Raw genomic sequence first — 17,593 nt, 5'->3', positions numbered from 1 at the left:
ACCCGCAGACCTTCATCGCGGTGGGCGCGCTGGGCAACAGCACCGAGCTGCCGTTCCAGGCCGACGGCATCACGCTGGCGCAGGCGCTGGCCAAGGCGCGCGGCCTGTCGGACTTCGCCGCCGACCCGGCCGGGACGTTCATCTTCCGGTTCGAGCCGGCCAGCGTCGTGCGCCGGCTCAGCCCCGGCTCGAAGCTTCTGGGCACGCCTCTGGTGCCGGTGGTCTACCGGATCGACATGCGCGACCCCAACAGCCTGTTCGTGTCCCAGGCGTTCCGGATGCGCAACCGCGACCTGATCTACGTGTCGAACGCGCCCTTCACCGAGGTCCAGAAGGTCCTCACCGCCTTCAACGGCGTCACCGGACCGGTCGCCTCCGCCGCGACGGCCTACGCCTACGCCAAGTAGGGACCGGGTCGTCGACAGGACCGCCGCGGAAAAAAATCGCGTTTCGCCGCGTCCTCGCGTATGGGCACTGGGTGCGGGGCGGGATCGAGGCTATGGAGCCGCATCCGCCGTCGCGCCGACGTGTCGCGCAAGGATGCCCAGAAGAGCCCGATGAAGATCGGACGTTTCGTCCCCGCCCACGGGCCGCTCCGGCCCGCACTGATCGCCCTGAGCCTGTGTCTCGCGCTCCTGCCGGCCACCCAAGCGGTGGCCGACGTGGTGGTCGGCGTCGCGGTTCCGCGGTCTGGTCCCTACGTGGCGGTCGGCGAGCAGGTCCTGCGCGGCGTCGAGGCCGCCGCCCGGGACGCCAACGCCATGGGTGGCCTCGACGGCCAGCCCGTGACCCTCGACGTGCAGGACGATGCCTGCGACTCGAACACCGCCATGGCGGTGGCCAACCACTTCGTCCGGTCGAACGTCCGTCTCGTCGTCGGCCATGTCTGCTCCAACGCCTCCATCGCGGCCTCCGACATCTACGCCCAGAACGGGGTGGTGATGATCACCGCGGCCTCGGTGGCGGCCCGGCTCACCGACCGGGGGCTGCCGAACATCTTCCGGGTCTGCGGCCGCGACGACGACCAAGCCCGCCTGTCCGCCGCCGTGCTGGCCGAGCGGTTCCGCGACCGGAAGATCGCGCTGATCCAGGACCAGACGCCGGCGGCGCGCAGCCTCGCCGCCGCCACCAAGGACAACCTCAACCGCATTGGCGTGAACGAGGCGCTGTTCCTGTCGTTCTCGCCGAGCGACGCCGACGACGCCGCCCTGGTCGACCGCCTCAAGGGCGCGGGGATCGAGGTCGTCTACTACGGCGGCGACGCCGCCGAGATGGGCCGCCTCGTGAAGATCGCGGCGGACCGGGGCTTCCGGCCGCAATGGTTCGGTACCTCGGCCATCGCCACGCCGGACTTCGCCAAGATCGCCGGATCGGCCAGCAACGGCGTGCTGATGACCTTCTACCTCGACCCGAGCCGGCAGCCCGCCGCCGCGGCCGTCGTGAAGGCCTTCAAGGCCGAGGGCGTCGATCCCACGGGCTCGACGATCTACGGGTACGCGGCCATGCAGGCGCTGGTGGCGGCCGGCAACTTCGCCCACTCCACCGAGCCGAGGCCGATCGCGCAGGCGCTGCACACCGAGCGCTTCGATCTCGTGCTCGGCACCGTCGGCTTCGACGCTAAGGGCGACGTCACCGCCCAGGGCTACGTGCTCTACGTGTGGAAGGACGGGAGCTTCACGCCGGCCGGCAAGTGAGGGGCGGACCCCGCACAGGCAACCTCACAAGGTCTCTGCGGCCTCGACCTCCGCGCCGCGGCCGAGGCCGCGCAGCAGCTCTGCCAGATGCGGGCGGACCCGCAATTGCAGGGCGTGCAGCCGCCGCACCGCCGCGCTGAGTTCCCCGTCCCGCCCGAGCATCGCGTCGGCGTAGCCGATCATGCGCGCGTTCGGCCAAGCCGGCTCGCGCAGGGCGTGGAGCCGCTCCACCAGGGCGGCGGCGGACGCGTCCGGCTCGGCCTGCGCGAACAGGGTCAGCAGCGCCGCCGTGGAGCGCGACAGGCCGTAATGGCAGTGGACCAGGAGATGGCCGGCCCCGTCGAGCGCCCGCCCGAAATCCAGGATCGCCGCGACGTGCTCCGGCTCGGGCGGGACGAGACCGTCGCCCGGGCCGAGGCAGTCGTGGAACCGGAGGGTCGTGCGGGCGTGGGCGCCGTAGGCGGTGAAGGCCGCGGGCTCCGGCGTGCCGGGATCGAGCAGCGACAGGACGTGGCTCACGCCGCGCGCGCCGTGGCCGGCCAGTTCCTCCAGGCCGCAGACGGTGTGCAGGGTGACGGCTGGCTCGGTTCGCATCCCGGGCGCCTAGCACGGGCACGGTCCGGTTTCGAGGCGCCACGGAACTGCCCGGGCCGCCCGCGGCTTTCGAGAACCGGCACGCACGTGCTACCTGCGACCCCCGATCCGGCCCGGACGGGTCGGACCTGCTCGGACGAGATGCCGTTGGACGAACCTCACCTCGCGCGATCCCCCGCGGCCGGGACGCGGCGCCGCAGCGTGCTGACCGCCAGCCTCGGCGCCGCCGCGGCCCTGACCGGGCCGCTCGCCGCGCCGGCCCGGGCCGAGTCCGCCCCGGAGCTGCGCTGGCGCCTGTCCTCCGCCTACCCGAAGACCCTCGACATCCTGTACGGCGCCCCCGAGGCGCTCAGCCGGATCGTCGCGGAGGCCACCGACGGGCGCTTCCAGATCCAGGTCCAGGGCCCCGGCGAGCCGGTCCCGGCCGAGGGCCTGCTCGACGCCGTGGCCGCCGGCACTGTCGAGATGGGACACGGTCCTGCGACCCTCGGCATGGCCAAGGATCCGACCTTCGCGCTGGCCACCGCGGTGCCCTTCGGCCTGAACGCCCGGGGCGCCGCCGCGTGGTGGCAGGCGGGCGGCGCCGCCGAACTCTTCGCCGAGGTCTTCGCCAAGGCCGGGCTGGTCTGCCTGCCGGGCGGCAACACCGGCGCCCAGATGGGCGGCTGGTTCCGTCGCGAGATCAAGACCCTCGCGGACCTGCAGGGCCTGAAGTTCCGGATCGGCGGCATGGGCGGCCAGGTGCTCGCCAAGTTCGGCGTCCAGCCGCAGGCGGTGCCGGGCCCGGAGATCTACGCGGCCCTGGAGAGCAAGAAGCTCGACGCCGCCGAGTGGATCGGGCCCTACGACGACGAGCGGCTCGGCCTGCAGAAGGTCGCACCGATCTACCATTATCCCGGCTTCTGGGAGGGCGGCGCCCTGCTGCACTTCTGGTTCAACGCCGAGAAGTGGAAGGCGCTGCCGAAATCCTACCAGGGGATCCTCCGGGCCGCGGCGGCCGAAGTCGGCGCCGACGTCCAGGCCAAGTACGACGCCCGCAACCCGCAGGCCCTGCGCCGGCTGGTGGCCGGGGGCGCGCAGCTGCGGCCGTTCCCCCAGGACGTCATGGAGGCCGCCCTCAAGAACGCCAATGACGTCTACGCCGAGATCGCCGCCAAGAACGCCGATTTCCGCCGCGTCTACGAGGCGATGCGGACCTTCCGCAACGAGGAGTACCTCTGGTTCCAGGTGGCAGAGTACACCTACGACAACTTCATGATCCGCGCCCGGGCGCGGGGCTGAGGCGCGCGCCGCCGCCGGAGGCCGGCGCGGCGCCCCGGGGGCGCTTCAAAGATGGGGACGTCGGGGCCGCGCCCGATTGCCACGCGATCGGGAACGGCTCTAGCGTCCGGCACGGCATCGGCGAGGGGAGGGCTGCATGTTCGGGACGCTGCGGGTCGGATTGGCTCTGCTCGGGGCGGCGCTGCCCCTCCAGGCCTTCGCACAGTCGGCCGCCAACCTGTCGGCCCTGCGCGGGCTGGTCCCGGTGGCCCGGCTGCAGACGACGCCCGACGGCAAGGCGGCGCTCGACGCGAACCTGCGGGTCACCGGCGACATCCAGAGCGGCGCGCTGCAGCAGCCGACGCTCCTGCCGTTCCCCGAGCAGCAGCAGCTCGCCCTCCGGGACTGCTTCATCACCGACGGCAACGCCGCCAACCTCGCCGACGGCCTCGGCACCACGCTGGCCCAGGCCTACTACGCCAAGGCGACCTACAGCGACTACAAGACCTTCACCAGCATCGCGCCGGCGGTCGCCAACCTGATCGGCTACACCAACAACGTGACCAAGTCGGATTCGAATTCCGGCAAGTACTTCTTCGCCAACGCCACGACCAACGGCAAGCATCCGGTCTCGGACGAGGCCGCCGCGATCCTGTCGAACGGCGCCGTCACCGACGTCTTCGGCAAGGCCTACGACCGGCCGGCCGGGAGCCCCGGCGCCGACCGCTACGGCAATTCGCGGCCGTTCCAGACCCTGCCACGCCTCCTCTCGTATCGCGGCAAGGACTATTTCGGTGACGCGTCCGACAGCCTCGACTGGCTGCGCGGCCCCTCGCAGGACCTCGTGAACAGCCCGTCCTACCCGAGCGGGCACACCACCTACGGCTACACCGAGTCCATGGTGCTCGCGCTCCTCGTGCCCGAGCGCTACCAGCAGATGGTCGCCCGCGCCGCCGAGTACGGCAACGACCGGATCATCGTCGGCGCCCACTACGCCATGGACGTGCTGGGCGGCCGGGCGACCTCGCTGCACGCCCTCGCGCACCTGCTCGCCAACGATCCGGCCTATGTCGGCCAGATCCGGAAGAACCCGGCCGTCCTCGACAAGGCGTCCGCCGAGGCCGACAGGACGGTCGGCGTGACGGATTACCGGGCGCTCCTGACGGAGGCCCGCGCGGCGATGACCGAGGCGCTGAAGGCCGGCTGCGGCGACACGGTGGCGGCCTGTGCGGCGAAGGATAGCGGCCGGTTCAAGGACGCGGCCGCCAACGCCGCCTTCTACGCGGCGACCCAGACCTACGGCCTGCCCGTGGTGCATCCGGACACCGCCGGCCGGCGGGAGGACGTGGGCAAGATCGCGCCGGAGGCCGGCCACCTGCTGACCGCGGCCTTCCCGGCGCTGACGCTCGACGAGGCCAACGCGATCCTCACCGAGACGCAGGGGCCGGGCGGCGGTTTCCTCGACGACGGCTCGGAATTCGGCGTCTACGCGCGCCTCGACCTCTACACGGCGGGCGGCAAGGCCGCCGCGCTGGCGGCGAGCCGGGCGGGGTCCAGCGCGACGCGCTGACACGCCGTGGCCGAGGGCCTGTCGGATCGCCGGCGGGCGCGGATGTCCTAGAGAGGCAGAGCCGCCGGAGAGGGGTCCGTCGCGCCCCGGGCGCCCCGCCTGCGCGGGAAGCGCGCTGCCCCTCAACGCGCCCGTAGAAGGGCCGGACCGGGGCCCGCGCCTGCTCCGGACAGAAAAAAGGCCACTCCCGAAGGAGCGGCCCGAAGTCTAGGGAGGAAACGCCCAAGAAGGGCTGCGGAAGGGCGACGCCATCGCCTTCCCGCGCTGCACAATCTGCGCTCCTCGACGGAAAATTCAAGAGCATCAGGACAGCAGGGCTGTCCTTTCGTGCGCTCGCGCACGCGTCACTTCCCGCCTGTGTTGAAAATGTCGCAGGCCGTCGAGCGCGATCGAAACCTGCATTGTCGCGGGCGGGACCGATCGATCGCCGTGCAAGTCCCTGATGAGGCGGGGTTTTGGCGGCTGGCGCCGGAGTTCGGCCCGTCGCCTCGACTGCGGCTTTTCATCCGTCCGGTCCGGACGGACGAAAATCCCGCCCGCTCTACCTTCTCCGGCCAAGGTTCCGGCGCGGCGCGCCAAGCAAGGAGCAGGTGAGCATGGCGATCCAGGGCGAACGGATCCGGATCCTCAACGATGTCGAGCCGCGCGAAGACGGCGCCTACGTCCTGTATCTCCTGCAGCAGGCCAACCGGGCGACGTTCAATCCCGCTCTCGAACTCGCCATCGAGGAGGGAAACCGCCTCGATCTGCCGGTCGTCGCCTGCTTCGGCCTGCTGGACGGCGCGAGCGGCTTTCCCGAGGCCAATGCCCGGCATTACGCCTTCCTGCTCCAGGGTCTCGCGGACGCGAAGGCAGGCCTGGAGAAGCGCGGGATCGGCTTCGTCATGCGCAAGTGCTCGCCCGCCAAGATCGCCATCGCCCTCGCCGAGGACGCCGCGCTCCTCGTGCTCGACCGCGGCTACCTCGCGATCCAGAAGGGCTGGTACCGGGAGATCGCCAAGTCGGTGAAGACGCGGATCGTCCAGGTCGAGGGCGACGTCGTCGTGCCCGTCGAGACGGCCTCGCCGAAGCACGAGTACGCCGCCCGGACGCTGAGGCCGAAGCTGAACCGGCTGTGGGACCCGTTCCTCGCGGCGCTGAAACCCCGCCGGGTGAAGTGCGCGGCCGATCGCCTGACGCTGAAGAGCGCGATCGACGTCTCCGATCCGGAGGCGGTGCTCGCCGGGATGACCCTCGACCGGGAGGTCGGCCCGGTGAAGCGCTTCACGGGCGGCGAGACGCAGGCCCGCAAGCGCCTGAAGGCGTTCCTGAAGGACGGGTTCTCGGGCTACGGCGCGGGGCGCAACATGCCGGAGGCGGCCGCCGCCTCGCACATGAGCCCCTACCTGCATTTCGGGCAGATCTCGCCGGTGGAGATCGCCCTGGCGGTGCGGGAGGCCAAGGTCGGCGATGCCGACGACCGCGGCGCCTACCTGGAGGAGCTGATCGTCCGGCGCGAGCTCGCCATGAACCACGTCTTCTACACGGAGGGCTACGACGCCTACGACAGGGCCGTGCCGGACTGGGCGCGCAAGACCCTGGCCGAGCACGCGAAGGACGAGCGCCCCCACGCCTACTCGGAGGCGCAGCTCGCCGCCGGCGAGACCCACGACCGCTACTGGAACGCCGCGATGCGCGAGATGCGCGAGACCGGCTACATGCACAACCAGCTGCGGATGTACTGGGGCAAGAAGATCCTCGAATGGTCCCCGTCGCCCGAGGAGGGCTTCGCGCGGACGCTCCGCCTGAACAACCGCTACTTCCTCGACGGGCGCGATCCGAACTCCTTCACCAACGTCGCCTGGGTGTACGGCCTGCACGACCGGCCCTGGCAGAGGCGCGAGATCTTCGGCACGGTCCGCTATCAGAGCGAGAACTCGCTCAAGAAGTTCGACGCCAAGGCGTATGTGCGGGCGGTGGAGAAGCTCTGCGCCGCCGAGGGCTGAGGCGGGACGGCCGCGCGGCCGCTGGGGCGCTTCGGTATCCTCGCAATCGTCGCACGATGACCGGACCGGGCGGCAGCGTATTGCGACGCTTATCTCCGCGGAGGCTCAGTCGTCTCGCGCGCACAGGTTCGTGAAGAAACGCTTCCCCGGCCTCGGATGTTTCGAGCCCACTTCCGGCCCGTCGCGGACGGCCGGACATGATCCGGCGACAACTCGGTCGGACCGGGGCCGGATCATCGCGCTGCTCGAAACTGAACGGAGGACGACGATGCGGATGAAGCTGGCAGGCGCAGCACTCCTCGCGCTCGGAACCTTGGCCGCCACGGCCGGTACGGCGGAGGCTGCCCAGGGCTGCGGCCCGGGCTTCCACCGGGGCTGGTCAGGCTGGTGCAAGCCGAACTGGCGCCCCTACGCGTACCGCCCGGTCTACTACGCCCGGCCGGTGGCCTACGGCTGGGGCCGTCCCTGGGGCCGTCCCTGGGGCTGGCACCATCGGTGGGGCTGGCGCCACGCGGGCTGGCATCGCCCCTGGGGCTGGCACCATCACGGCGGCTGGCATCGGGCCGCCTGGCACCACAGGTGGTGATCGGTTGAGCGGCGGGGCCGGCACGCCGGTGCCGGCCCTCGGCCGTCCCGCGCAGGGGGCCTTTCCTTGACCATTGCGCTATAGCGTCCGCTCTCACTGCGCGGACGAGGTGCTCTTTCATGGTCGAGAAGCGGGACGAGGTGCGGGACACGACGGATGCTCCGCCCCCGCAACGGTCGCGCTACCGCCGCTCGATCATGCGCCTGCGGTCGGCCTCGATGGAGGCCTATCCGCTCTGGCGCGGGCGGCTGCTCTTCCTCGTGGGCGGCATCGGCGTGGGCCTCGCCGCCGTGCTGATGGCCAAGGGCGCCGACCTCGCGCAGGACGGGTTCCGGCGGCTCACCGCGCCGTCGCCGCTCATCGCCCTGGTGCTGACGCCCGCGGGCTTCGCCCTCGCGGCGCTGCTCGCCCTCACGGTCTTCCCGAACTCGCAGGGCTCGGGCATCCCGCAGGTGATCGCCGCCCGCCACGCCCGGGATACCGGCTTCCGCTACTCGCTGATCTCGCCGCGCGTGGCCTTCGGCAAGGTGCTGGTCCTGTTCCTGGGCCTGTTCTGCGGCGCCTCCGCGGGCCGCGAGGGGCCGACCGTGCAGGTCGGCGCCGCGATCATGGCCGCCTTCGGCCGCCTGACCCCGGAGCGCCTGCCCGGGCTGCTCCTCGCGGGCGGCGCGGCCGGGGTCGCTGCGGCCTTCAACACGCCCCTCGCCGGCATCGTGTTCGGCATCGAGGAGCTGGGACGCGCCTACGAGGCGCGCTCCTCCGGCCTGATCGTGGCCGGGATCGTGGCCGCGGGCCTGACCTCGCTCGGGCTCCTCGGCAACTATACCTATTTCGGGACGACCGACGCCGCCCTGCCGCTGGCGGCCAGCTGGATCGTGCCGCTGATCGCCGTGGTCGGCGGCCTCGCGGGCGGCCTGTTCAGCCGCCTCGTCATCCTGTTCGCCCGCGGCCTGCCGGGCGCGGCCGGACGGATGATCCGGAAGCGGCCCGTGATCTTCGCGGCGGCCTGCGGGCTGTGCGTCGCCCTGTGCGGCCTCGCCTCCGGGGGCGCCGCCTACGGGACCGGCTACGAGGAGGCCAAGGCCATCCTCCACGGCGACGCGACGGCCGGCTGGACCTACGCGCCCCTGAAATTCGCCGCCACCGTGCTCAGCTCGATCAGCGGTATCCCGGGCGGCCTGTTCGCGCCGTCCCTGGCGGTCGGGGCCGGCCTCGGCGGCACGGTCCACGGATTCCTGCCGGGCATGCCCGTCGGCGCCGTCGTGCTGATCGGGATGGTGGCCTACCTGACGGGCGTGCTGCAGGCGCCGATCACCAGCTTCGTCATCGTCACCGAGATGACCCAGAACCACGCGATGGTGATCCCCCTGATGGTCGCGGCGCTCCTGGCCGACGCGGCCTCGAAGGCGATCTGCCGCGGCGGCCTCTACCACACGCTGGCGGAGATCATGCTGGAACGGGCCGACGTGCCGGCGCAGCCCGTGGCGAAGACCGGCTGACCGCGTCCCCGACCGAGCGGCCGGACGCGGGTAAGAATAAAAGCGGACCGGTCCGGAATCCGCGGAACGGTCTCGCTTGGCGTCGGTTGAGGCAGCAGCATCAGGCCCCGCGCCGGGGCGCAGCCGGAGTGACGCCATGACCCTTCTGAAATGGGCCCTCATCTGCTTCGTGATCTCGCTGATCGCCGGCGGTCTCGGCTTCACCGGCATCGCCTCCGGCGCCGGCTCGCTGGCCCGAATCCTGTTCGGCCTGTTCCTGCTCATCGCCATCGTGATCGTGGTCATTGCCTTCGCGGTCGGCCAGGCGGTGTTCTGAGGCCGGCGCGGTGCGCGGCGCGGTCTGCCTCGTCACCGGGGCGACCGGCGGCATCGGCTACGAGACGGCCCTCGGTCTCGCGCGCCTCGGCGCGCGGGTCGCCATGGTCGGCCGGGACAGCGGGAAGCTGCAGGCCTGTGCCGACAGGATCCGCGCCGCGGTGCCCGGCGCCGCCGTGGAGCCGCACCGCGCGGACCTGTCCGCGCAGGCCGAGATCCGCCGGCTCGCCGGGATCCTGCGGGCGGCCTATCCGCGCCTCGACGTGCTGGTGAACAATGCCGGCGCGATCTTCGACCGGCGCACGCTGACCGTCGACGGGATCGAGCGGACCTGGGCGCTCGACCATCTGGGCTACGTGCTCCTGACCCTCGAACTCCTCGACACGCTGAAGGACGCGGCGGCGGCGGGCGGGAAGCCGCGGATCGTCAACGTCGCATCGGCGGCCCATTACCGGGGGCACATCGACTTCGACGACGTCGAGGGCGCCCGGCGCTACCGGTCGATGGGCGCGTATGCCCAGGCCAAGCTCGCCAACGTGCTGTTCACCTACGCGCTCGCCCGGCGCCTGCGCGACAGCGGCATCACGGCGAACGCCGTCCATCCGGGGGTGGTCAATACCGGCTTCGCCAAGAACACCGGCGGCCTGCTCGGCGCGGCCTGGGCGCTGATGCGGCCGTTGCTGATCACGCCCGAGAAGGGCGCGCGGACCTCCCTCCACGTGGCCAGCGACCCGGGCCTGGACGGGGTCACGGGCCGATACTTCTCCCACGGTCGGCCGAAGGTCTCCTCGGCCGAGAGCCGCGACGAGGCCGTCCAGGAGCGGCTCTGGGCGCTGAGCCTCCGGCAGGTGGGCCGGAGCGACTGAAGATCGGAGCGTTCGGTGGCGGCGGTCTCAGGGGGGCGGCGGGTCGAGCAGCACCCAGAGTCGCGCGATCCTGCCGTCCACGATCTCGGCAACGTCCGTCCCGGTGACCGCGACCGGGCCGCCCGCCGGACCGGCTTCCCAGCGCAGCGATCCCACGCCGTGGTGTCCGGCGGCCGTGCCGACGGGCACGAAGCGGAAGGTCGGCCCGAACCGGTCCAGGAGCGCCCCGGCGACCGCGGCGATCGCGGCCCGCCCGCGCACGACGTTGTCCGGCTCGAACAGGGTCGGCTCGGCCACGTAGAGCTCGGCCAGGGCGGCCGCCCGCGCGCCGGCGTCCCGCGCGTTGAAGATCCGCGCGAGATTGGCGCGCAGCAGCCGGTCGTAGTCGGGCTCTGCCGCCGGCGCGGCCTCCGTGCCGTCGGACATCGCGCGTCTCCTTCGAAGGGGGTTGTCGGGCGTGCCGCGCGGCGGCCGGCGGCTCATATCAGGCGGCCGCCGCCGTCGATGTGCAGGGTCTCGCCGTTCATGAAGCCGTTGCACATCAGGAAGACGACGGCGGCACCGGCCTCCTCGGCGGTGCCGAGGCGTCTCTGCGGCAGCCTCTCGGTCAGCCCGGCCACGTAGGCGTCGCGGTGGGCGCCGAGTGTGCGGGCCAGGAGCGGGGTGTCGGTGGTGCCGGGCGAGAGCGCGTTCACCCGCACCGGTGCCAGTTCGAGCGCGAGGCCGCGGGCGAAGGCCTCCATCGCGGCCGACGCCGCCGCCAGCACGGCGGTCCCCTGCGCGCTCGGGCGGTCCGCCAGGGCGCCGGAGATGAGGGTGACCGAGCCGTCCCCGGCGAGCCGGCCGCCGAGGGCGCGCAGGGCATGAATGGCAGCCCAGATTCGCTCGTCGAAGGCCCGCGCGAGGTGCTCGACCTCGGCCTCGAGGACCCTGCCGGCCACGAAGGTCCCGGCCAGCAGCGCGAGGTGGTCGACGCGGGGGATGTCGGCCAGAGCGGTCGCGATCGTCTCGGGCCGCGTCACGTCGGCGGCGCGCCAGCCGGCGAAGCCGTTCTCCGCCGCGGCGCGCTCGGCGCCCGCCGCTTGGCGGCCGATGACGACGACCTCCGCGCCCGCCGCCCTGGCCTGGCGGGCGGCCGCGAGGCCTATGCCCGAGGTGCCACCGAAGACCACGACGGTGCGATCCTGAAGGGTGCTGCTCATGGCGGGAAACCTGGCCGGTCGTCGCCAGCGCGGCGCCGATGGACGGGAGATTGGGCCAGCGACCCCTCCTTGATAATCGGTCCGCTCTTCGCTTCAGTCGTGCCGTCATGGAACAGATCGGCCTCGACCGGCTCACGGGCATCGTCGCCTTCGCCCGCTCCGCCTCCCTCGGCAGCTACTCGGCGGCCGCCCGCTCCCTCGGCATCTCGCCCTCGGCGGTGAGCAAGAGCGTGCAGCGGCTGGAGGCGCGGCTCGGCGTGAGCCTCTTCACCCGGACCACCCGCTCGCTGACCCTGACGCCGGAGGGGCGCGACCTGCAGGAGCGCGCGCTGCGGCTCCTCCGCGAGGCCGAGGCGATCGAGCAGGCGGCGGTCGCGGCACGCTCCGAGCCCGCCGGCACCCTGAAGGTGGCGGCGTCGATCCCGGTCGGCGTCCACCTGCTCGCGCCGGCCCTGCCGCGCTTCCGCGCGCGCCATCCGAAGCTGTCGGTCGACCTGCGCCTGAGCGACCGCTTCGTGGACCTGATCGAGGAGGGCATCGACGTCGCGATCCGGGTCGGCGACCTCGCGGATTCCCGGCTGGTCTCGCGCCGCCTCGCGCCGCACCGGGTCTGCGCCTTCGCGGCCCCGGCCTATCTAACGCGGCGCGGCACGCCGCGGCATCCAGACGATCTGGTCCACCACGACTGCGTGAACTTCCGCTTCCAGAGCACGGGGCAGGCCCTGCGCTGGCCGTTCCACGTGGGCGGCCGCAGGGTCGAGATCACGCCGGATACCGGCATCGTCGCGGATTTCAGCGACGCGGTGACGGCGGTGCTGGTGGCCGGTGGCGGTATCGGCATCTCGCCGACCTACATCGCCGCACCGCATGTCGGGCGGGGCGCGCTCATCCCGATCCTGCAGGACTTCGCGGTCGAGCGCTCGGCCTTCACGGCGCTCTGGCCGGAGAGCCGGCGCGGCAGCCCGAACGTGCGGGCGTTCCTCGCTTTCCTCGACGAGGTCTTCCCGTCGCCTGTCCCCTGGGACGGCGTGCTCGCGCCGGCCCCGACGCCCGGTGCGGCCGCCTGACAGAGGTCCGTGCGCGCCGGCGAGGCGGCACCCCTCAGGCCGCCGCCCGGACCTTGTGGTCGCCCTGCTGCTGGATCTCGATGAAGACCCGGGTCACGTCGGGGCTGCGCGCCTTCAGCGCCCGGTCGAGGCGCGTGACGAGGCTCTCGACCTCGCCGGCGCTGAGATCGTCGGTCATGTCGATGCTGAGATTGACCAGGATGTCGGACGGGCCGAGGTGCTGGGTCAGCACCTCGTTGACGTGGACCACGCCCGGCTCGCCGCGGACCAGCTCCGCGATCGCCGCCACGACCTCGGGATCGGCCGCCTCGCCGATCAGCAGGCCGTGGGTCTCGACCATCAGGAACGCCGCCATGCCGATGAGCACGAGGCCGATGCCGACCGACGCCCAGCCGTCGAGGCTCGGCATCTCCAGGAGGTGTGACAGGGCCACGCCGGCGAGCGCGATCAGGAGGCCGATCAGGGCGGCGGTGTCCTCCGCGAGCACGGTGAACAGGGTCGGATCCTTGCTGCGCCGGATCGCCCGCACGGCCGAGTGCTTGCCCTTCTCGGCCCAGAACTGGCGCATCGCAACGAAGAACGACGTACCCTCCGCCGCGATGGCGAAGCCCAGGATCGCGACGTTCACCCAGAGGCCGGGCAGGCGGTAGCCGAACAGCTCGGCATCGACGTCCGGCTCGGGATGGCGGACCCGCTCGATCCCCTCGTAGACGGCGAACAGTCCGCCGCCGAGGAAGATCATCAGCGCGACCACGAAGGCGTAGAAGTAGATCTCGCGGCCGTAGCCGAACGGGTGGCGGGCGTCGGCCGGGCGCTCGGCCCGCTTCATGCCGACGAGGAGCAGCACCTGGTTCGCCGTGTCGACCACCGAGTGCACGCCCTCGGCGAGCATGGCGGTCGAGCCGGTCAGCGCCCCGCCCACGAACTTCGCCGCCGCGATGGCGAGGTTGGCGCCCGCCGCCGCGTAGATCGCTCCCGTGCTCTCGTGCGCCATCCGGAACTCCCTGCGCGGTCTGGGGGACACCGGGCTCTCGGACCCCGGCACGGCGCCGCCGCCGCGGCGATGCAAGCGTCGCGGCGCGCAGGTTGTTCCCGTGTGGACGCGGGCCGGTGCCCCGTGCAACCTGCGGCCGCTCAAGGAGTCCCGGAGGCAGCATGGCCGACGCCCGCTACGATCCCGACAACATCTTCGCCAAGATCCTGCGGGGCGAGATCCCCTGCCACCGCGTCTACGAGGACGCCCACACCCTGGCCTTCATGGACGTGATGCCCCAGGGCGAGGGCCACACGCTGGTGATCCCGAAGGCGCCGGCCCGGGGCCTGCTCGACGCCGACCCGGACTCGCTCGGCGCCCTGATGGCGAGCGTCCAGAAGGTCGCCCGCGCCGTGAAGGCGGCGTTCCGGGCCGAGGGTCTGACCGTGTTCCAGTTCAACGAGCCGGCCGGCGGCCAGACCGTCTTCCACCTGCACGTCCACGTCATCCCGCGGCGCGAGGGCGTGCCGCTGAAGCGCCACGAGGGCGGGATGGCCGATAGCGGGGTCCTCGCCGAGCACGCCGCCCGCATCCGCGCGGCGCTCGAGGCTCAGGCCTGACGCCCAGGCCTGAGGATCAGGCCGCGCTCGCCGAGTCGCCCGACTGGGCCATGCTGGCGAGCAGCCGGCGCAGGGCGGCGTTCTCGGTCTCGAGCTCGCTGATGCGCTTCAGCAGCAGGGTCACGGAGGCGTCCGTCGCGGCCGGATCGGGCGAAGCGGGCGCGGTGCCGGCCCGGGCCGGCGCCTCGAAGGTCACGCCGATTCCGTCCTCCCGGCGCCAGCGCAGGGTGGCCCGGTAGGTCCGGTCCTTCTGCGGGATGTAGAGATCGAACGCGTCCGGAAGCGTGGTGGCCTCGCTCATCACGAGGCGCGCGCCGGTGGGGGACATGTCGCGCACCAGGCAGTCGAGGCTCGACGACCCGTTGTTGAAGACGATGCGGCCCTTGAGGAAGACCCTCTGGCGCGCCTCTCTGCGATGCTCCGACATGCGGGTGGCTCCGGACAGCTGACGGTTCCGCGAAACCTGCACGCGAGCCCTTAAGGAATCTTGGTCGCGATCGCCGAGTCGAGGCCCGCTATAGGGCTCGATACCGGTAACGTGCTGCCGCCAAGGCTCCGGAAGAGCGAGTCCGCGCCCCGGGCCGGTCCAATTTACCCGCGACGACTTCGGTTCGTCGTTCCGTGGCCGGAGCGGCGACCCGGCAGCGCCGCGCCGATCGTCCCGACGCCGGCCTGCTCGCCGTGACGGACGGGGCCCGCTCAGGCGATAAAGCGCCGGTCCACGGTCTGGAACAGGTAGAAGCCGTTGAAGCGCACCGCGGTGTCGGCGGCCCGCCCGTCGAAGTCGAGGGGCTGCCGGCCGCCGTCGCCCAGCTTGCCGCCGAAGGTCCAGCGACCCGCGCCGATGAAGGGCGGGACCGTGCTGGCCTCCGGCACCGCGCAGCAGAGGCCCTCCTCGCCTTTGAGCTGGAACAGGTTGTAGCTTCGCATCCGAAGTCCTCCGCCTGGCCGCCCTCGAAGCCAATTTTCCCAATACAAGATTTCGCATTGCGAAGAATCGGCTTGACCGTGCTCATAATGGCACAATCGGTCGAGTTTGTGACGGTCAAGTTTCAGGGACGTTTCGGTTCAACTCGTCGATCCAGATCCGCGCCGACCCGTCGGAGGGCGCGCGCCAGTCGCCCCGGGGCGACAGGGAGCCCCCCGCCGAGACCTTCGGCCCGTTCGGGAGCGCCGAGCGCTTGAACTGGCTGAAGCCGAAGTAGCGGCTCAGGAACACCCCGAGCCAGCGGCGGATCTCCGGGAGGTCGTAGGCGACCCGCTTGGTCTCCGGGAAGTCGGGCGCCCAGGTGCCGCGCTCCCGGTCGCCCCAGGCGTGCAGCGCCAGGAAGGCGATCTTCGAGGGCCGGAACCCGTACCGGAGCGTGTAGAACAGGTTGAAATCCTGCAGCGCGTAGGGGCCGATCGTCCCCTCGGTGCTCTGCGGGCTGTCGTCCTGGTCGACCGGCACCAGCTCGGGGGAGATCTCGGTGTCGAGGATCGCCTGGAGCGTGCGCGCCTCGTCCGGGCCGACCTCGCCGTTGCCGATCACCCAGCGGATCAGGTGCTGGATCAGCGTCTTCGGCACGCCGGCATTGACCGCGTAGTGGCTCATCTGGTCGCCGACGCCGTAGGTGCACCAGCCGAGCGCCAGCTCCGAGAGGTCGCCGGTGCCGACCACGATGCCGCCGGCGTGGTTGGCGAGCCGGAACAGGTAGTCGGTGCGCAGGCCCGCCTGCACGTTCTCGAAGGTCACGTCGTAGACCGCCTCGCCCTTGGCGAAGGGGTGGTCCATGTCGGCGAGCATCTGCTTGGCGGCCGGGCGGATGTCGATCTCGGCGGCCGTGCAGCCCAGCGCCTTCATGAGCGCGTGGGCGTTGGTCTTGGTGGCGTTCGAGGTGGCGAACCCCGGCAGCGTGTAGGCCAGGATGTCCGAGCGCGGGTATCCCAGGCGGTCGAAGGCCTTGGCGATCACGATCAGCGCGTGGGTCGAATCGAGGCCGCCCGAGACGCCGATGACGGCCTTCCGGGTGCCGGTGGCCTCCAGGCGCTTGGCGAGGCCGGCGACCTGGATGTTGTAGGCCTCGTAGCAATCCTGCGCGAGGCGCGACGGGTCGGCCGGCACGAACGGGAACCGCTCGATCCGCCGGATCAGGCCGAGATCGGCCTCGGGCGGGTTGAGCCGGAACGGCACCCGGCGATAGGGCAGGGCGCGGCCGCGCGCGTCGTCGTCGAAGCTGCCCGCCTGCAGGCGCTCCTGGGCGATCAGGTCGAGGTCGATGTCGGCCAGCGTCGTCACCGGCTTCTCGGGGAAGCGCTCGCCCTCGGCGAGGCGCACGCCGAGCTCGTCGACGCTGGTCTGGCCGTCCCAGGACAGGTCGGTGGTCGATTCGCCCTGGCCGGCCGCCGCGTAGACATACGCGCAGGCGCCCCGCATCGAGGCCGCCCGGGACAGGAGCGCCCGCGACTCGGCGCGGCCCACCGTGATCGGGCTGCCCGAGAGGTTCGCCAGCACGGTGGCGCCGGCGAGCGCGGCGCGCATGCCGGGGGGCTCGGGCACCCACAGGTCCTCGCAGATCTCCACCCCGACCACGAGGCCCGGCAGGTCCTCGGCCGGGAACAGCAGGTCGGTGCCGAACGGCGCGTCCTGACCGGCGACCCGGACGGTCTCGCCGACGATCCCGGCGCCGGAGGCGAAGTGGCGCTTCTCGTAGAACTCCCGGTAGTTCGGCAGGAAGGTCTTCGGGACGACGCCGAGCAGGCGGCCGCCCTGGATGGCGAGCGCGCAATTGTAGACGCGGTGCCGCCAGCGCAGGGGCGCGCCGACGATCAGCAGCGGCCGGAGACGGGCCGAGTCGGCGATCACGCGGGCGGCCGCGGCCTCGACCGCGTCGAGCAGGGTCTGCTGGAGCAGCAGGTCCTCGATCGCGTAGGCCGAGAGGCCGAGCTCGGTGAAGACCGCCAGCACCGCGCCCGAATCGTGGCAGGTCCGGGCGAGGTCGAGGACGACGTCGGCGTTGCGCTCGGGCTCGGCCGGATGGCTCCGGCCGGTGCAGGCCGCGACCCGGGCGAAGCCGTGGCGGTAGAGGGAGCGGAAGCGCGCCGGCGATTCGGAGGTGGCTGGAGACACGGGCACCTGTCCGGGTGAGGGGTGGCTGCGGGTTACTATAGCGGACGCGGGCGGGGGGCAGCGCGGAGTCTGTTCGCGCCCTGGCCGGTTCCCGACGTCATCGCGAGAGACTGCGCTGCGGCGGATCGGGACGGGGCCCAGATCGCGATTTCCAGTCCATGGGGCGTCGTTACCTCGAAATTTCGTGGTCGAAACGGCCCCCGGCGGCGGTCACGGCACGGTCGCGGCGATGCGGGGGCCGGCCGGAGCGCCG

At 72.1% G+C, this 17,593-nt stretch carries 17 protein-coding genes and 1 pseudogene; 11 read left to right on the top strand and 7 right to left on the bottom strand.

All coding sequences use genetic code 11. The features are described from left to right. Together H288_RS0111590 and H288_RS0111585 are read left to right on the top strand one after the other, a co-directional pair. Nucleotides 1-407 (top strand): annotated as a pseudogene (locus tag H288_RS0111590) (sugar transporter); the annotation flags it as partial. A gap of 150 nt (nt 408-557) precedes the next feature. Next, nucleotides 558-1,694, top strand: a complete 1,137-nt coding sequence (locus H288_RS0111585) for a branched-chain amino acid ABC transporter substrate-binding protein (RefSeq protein WP_026604861.1) — start codon at nt 558-560, stop codon at nt 1,692-1,694. Nucleotides 1,695-1,718: 24 nt separating this feature from the next. Here H288_RS0111585 and H288_RS0111580 read toward each other — a convergent pair whose 3' ends face one another. Next, entirely contained in the window at nt 1,719-2,288 is a 570-nt protein-coding gene (locus H288_RS0111580) for a protein-tyrosine-phosphatase (protein ID WP_020092750.1), read from the bottom strand. Nucleotides 2,289-2,435: 147 nt separating this feature from the next. Here H288_RS0111580 and H288_RS0111575 point away from each other — a divergent pair, with 147 nt between their 5' ends. The 7 genes from H288_RS0111575 (at nt 2,436) to H288_RS0111550 (ending at nt 10,369) form a co-directional block, all read left to right on the top strand. Beyond that, on the top strand, nt 2,436-3,569 hold the full coding sequence (locus tag H288_RS0111575; protein WP_234081260.1) for a TRAP transporter substrate-binding protein: 1,134 nt from the start codon (nt 2,436-2,438) through the stop codon (nt 3,567-3,569). A 136-nt stretch (nt 3,570-3,705) separates the two neighbouring features. Beyond that, nucleotides 3,706-5,118 (top strand): phosphatase PAP2 family protein, encoded by a 1,413-nt coding sequence (locus H288_RS0111570; protein WP_020092748.1) that lies wholly within the window; start codon nt 3,706-3,708, stop codon nt 5,116-5,118. Nucleotides 5,119-5,714: 596 nt separating this feature from the next. Beyond that, nucleotides 5,715-7,103 carry a deoxyribodipyrimidine photo-lyase gene (locus H288_RS0111565; RefSeq protein WP_020092747.1) on the top strand — a complete coding sequence of 463 codons (1,389 nt, stop codon included), beginning with the start codon at nt 5,715-5,717 and terminating at the stop codon, nt 7,101-7,103. Nucleotides 7,104-7,371: 268 nt separating this feature from the next. Further along, nucleotides 7,372-7,689 (top strand): hypothetical protein, encoded by a 318-nt coding sequence (locus H288_RS33900; protein WP_081636466.1) that lies wholly within the window; start codon nt 7,372-7,374, stop codon nt 7,687-7,689. Between the two features lie 119 nt (nt 7,690-7,808). Further along, nucleotides 7,809-9,188: a chloride channel protein gene (locus tag H288_RS0111560; RefSeq protein WP_020092746.1), complete on the top strand. Its 1,380-nt coding sequence runs from the start codon at nt 7,809-7,811 to the stop codon at nt 9,186-9,188. 136 nt (nt 9,189-9,324) lie between these two features. After that, the gene (locus H288_RS0111555; protein WP_010685332.1) at nt 9,325-9,504 is read left to right on the top strand and encodes a DUF1328 domain-containing protein; all 180 of its coding nucleotides are present in this window, start codon (nt 9,325-9,327) and stop codon (nt 9,502-9,504) included. Nucleotides 9,505-9,514: 10 nt separating this feature from the next. Beyond that, nucleotides 9,515-10,369, top strand: a complete 855-nt coding sequence (locus H288_RS0111550; protein ID WP_020092745.1) for an SDR family oxidoreductase — start codon at nt 9,515-9,517, stop codon at nt 10,367-10,369. A 27-nt stretch (nt 10,370-10,396) separates the two neighbouring features. On the opposite strand, the gene H288_RS0111545 is transcribed toward H288_RS0111550, so the two are convergent. Both H288_RS0111545 and H288_RS0111540 read right to left on the bottom strand, forming a co-directional pair. Continuing rightward, a complete protein-coding gene (locus H288_RS0111545) occupies nt 10,397-10,795 on the bottom strand; it encodes a nuclear transport factor 2 family protein (RefSeq protein WP_020092744.1) in 399 nt (132 codons plus the stop codon). Between the two features lie 53 nt (nt 10,796-10,848). Then, nucleotides 10,849-11,571, bottom strand: coding sequence for an SDR family oxidoreductase (locus H288_RS0111540; protein WP_020092743.1), 723 nt, complete (start codon nt 11,569-11,571; stop codon nt 10,849-10,851). Between the two features lie 107 nt (nt 11,572-11,678). Between H288_RS0111540 and H288_RS0111535 the strand changes: the two genes are divergently transcribed. Beyond that, nucleotides 11,679-12,638, top strand: a complete 960-nt coding sequence (locus H288_RS0111535; RefSeq protein WP_020092742.1) for a LysR family transcriptional regulator — start codon at nt 11,679-11,681, stop codon at nt 12,636-12,638. A 34-nt stretch (nt 12,639-12,672) separates the two neighbouring features. Here H288_RS0111535 and H288_RS0111530 read toward each other — a convergent pair whose 3' ends face one another. Continuing rightward, nucleotides 12,673-13,632 (bottom strand): cation diffusion facilitator family transporter, encoded by a 960-nt coding sequence (locus tag H288_RS0111530; RefSeq protein ID WP_020092741.1) that lies wholly within the window; start codon nt 13,630-13,632, stop codon nt 12,673-12,675. Between the two features lie 161 nt (nt 13,633-13,793). Here H288_RS0111530 and H288_RS0111525 point away from each other — a divergent pair, with 161 nt between their 5' ends. Further along, nucleotides 13,794-14,231 (top strand): HIT family protein, encoded by a 438-nt coding sequence (locus tag H288_RS0111525; protein WP_020092740.1) that lies wholly within the window; start codon nt 13,794-13,796, stop codon nt 14,229-14,231. 16 nt (nt 14,232-14,247) lie between these two features. On the opposite strand, the gene H288_RS0111520 is transcribed toward H288_RS0111525, so the two are convergent. The 3 genes from H288_RS0111520 to H288_RS0111510 all read right to left on the bottom strand — a co-directional run bounded on the left by H288_RS0111520 (nt 14,248) and on the right by H288_RS0111510 (nt 17,340). Then, nucleotides 14,248-14,658, bottom strand: coding sequence for a PilZ domain-containing protein (locus H288_RS0111520; RefSeq protein ID WP_020092739.1), 411 nt, complete (start codon nt 14,656-14,658; stop codon nt 14,248-14,250). Nucleotides 14,659-14,930: 272 nt separating this feature from the next. Next, nucleotides 14,931-15,161 (bottom strand): hypothetical protein, encoded by a 231-nt coding sequence (locus H288_RS0111515; RefSeq protein WP_020092738.1) that lies wholly within the window; start codon nt 15,159-15,161, stop codon nt 14,931-14,933. Nucleotides 15,162-15,276: 115 nt separating this feature from the next. Then, nucleotides 15,277-17,340: an NAD(+) synthase gene (locus H288_RS0111510; RefSeq protein ID WP_020092737.1), complete on the bottom strand. Its 2,064-nt coding sequence runs from the start codon at nt 17,338-17,340 to the stop codon at nt 15,277-15,279. Nucleotides 17,341-17,593: the final 253 nt, after the last annotated feature.

The organism is Methylobacterium sp. 285MFTsu5.1, from assembly GCF_000383455.1.
GTDB lineage: Bacteria > Pseudomonadota > Alphaproteobacteria > Rhizobiales > Beijerinckiaceae > Methylobacterium.
This window is presented reverse-complemented; position numbering and strand designations above follow the sequence as displayed.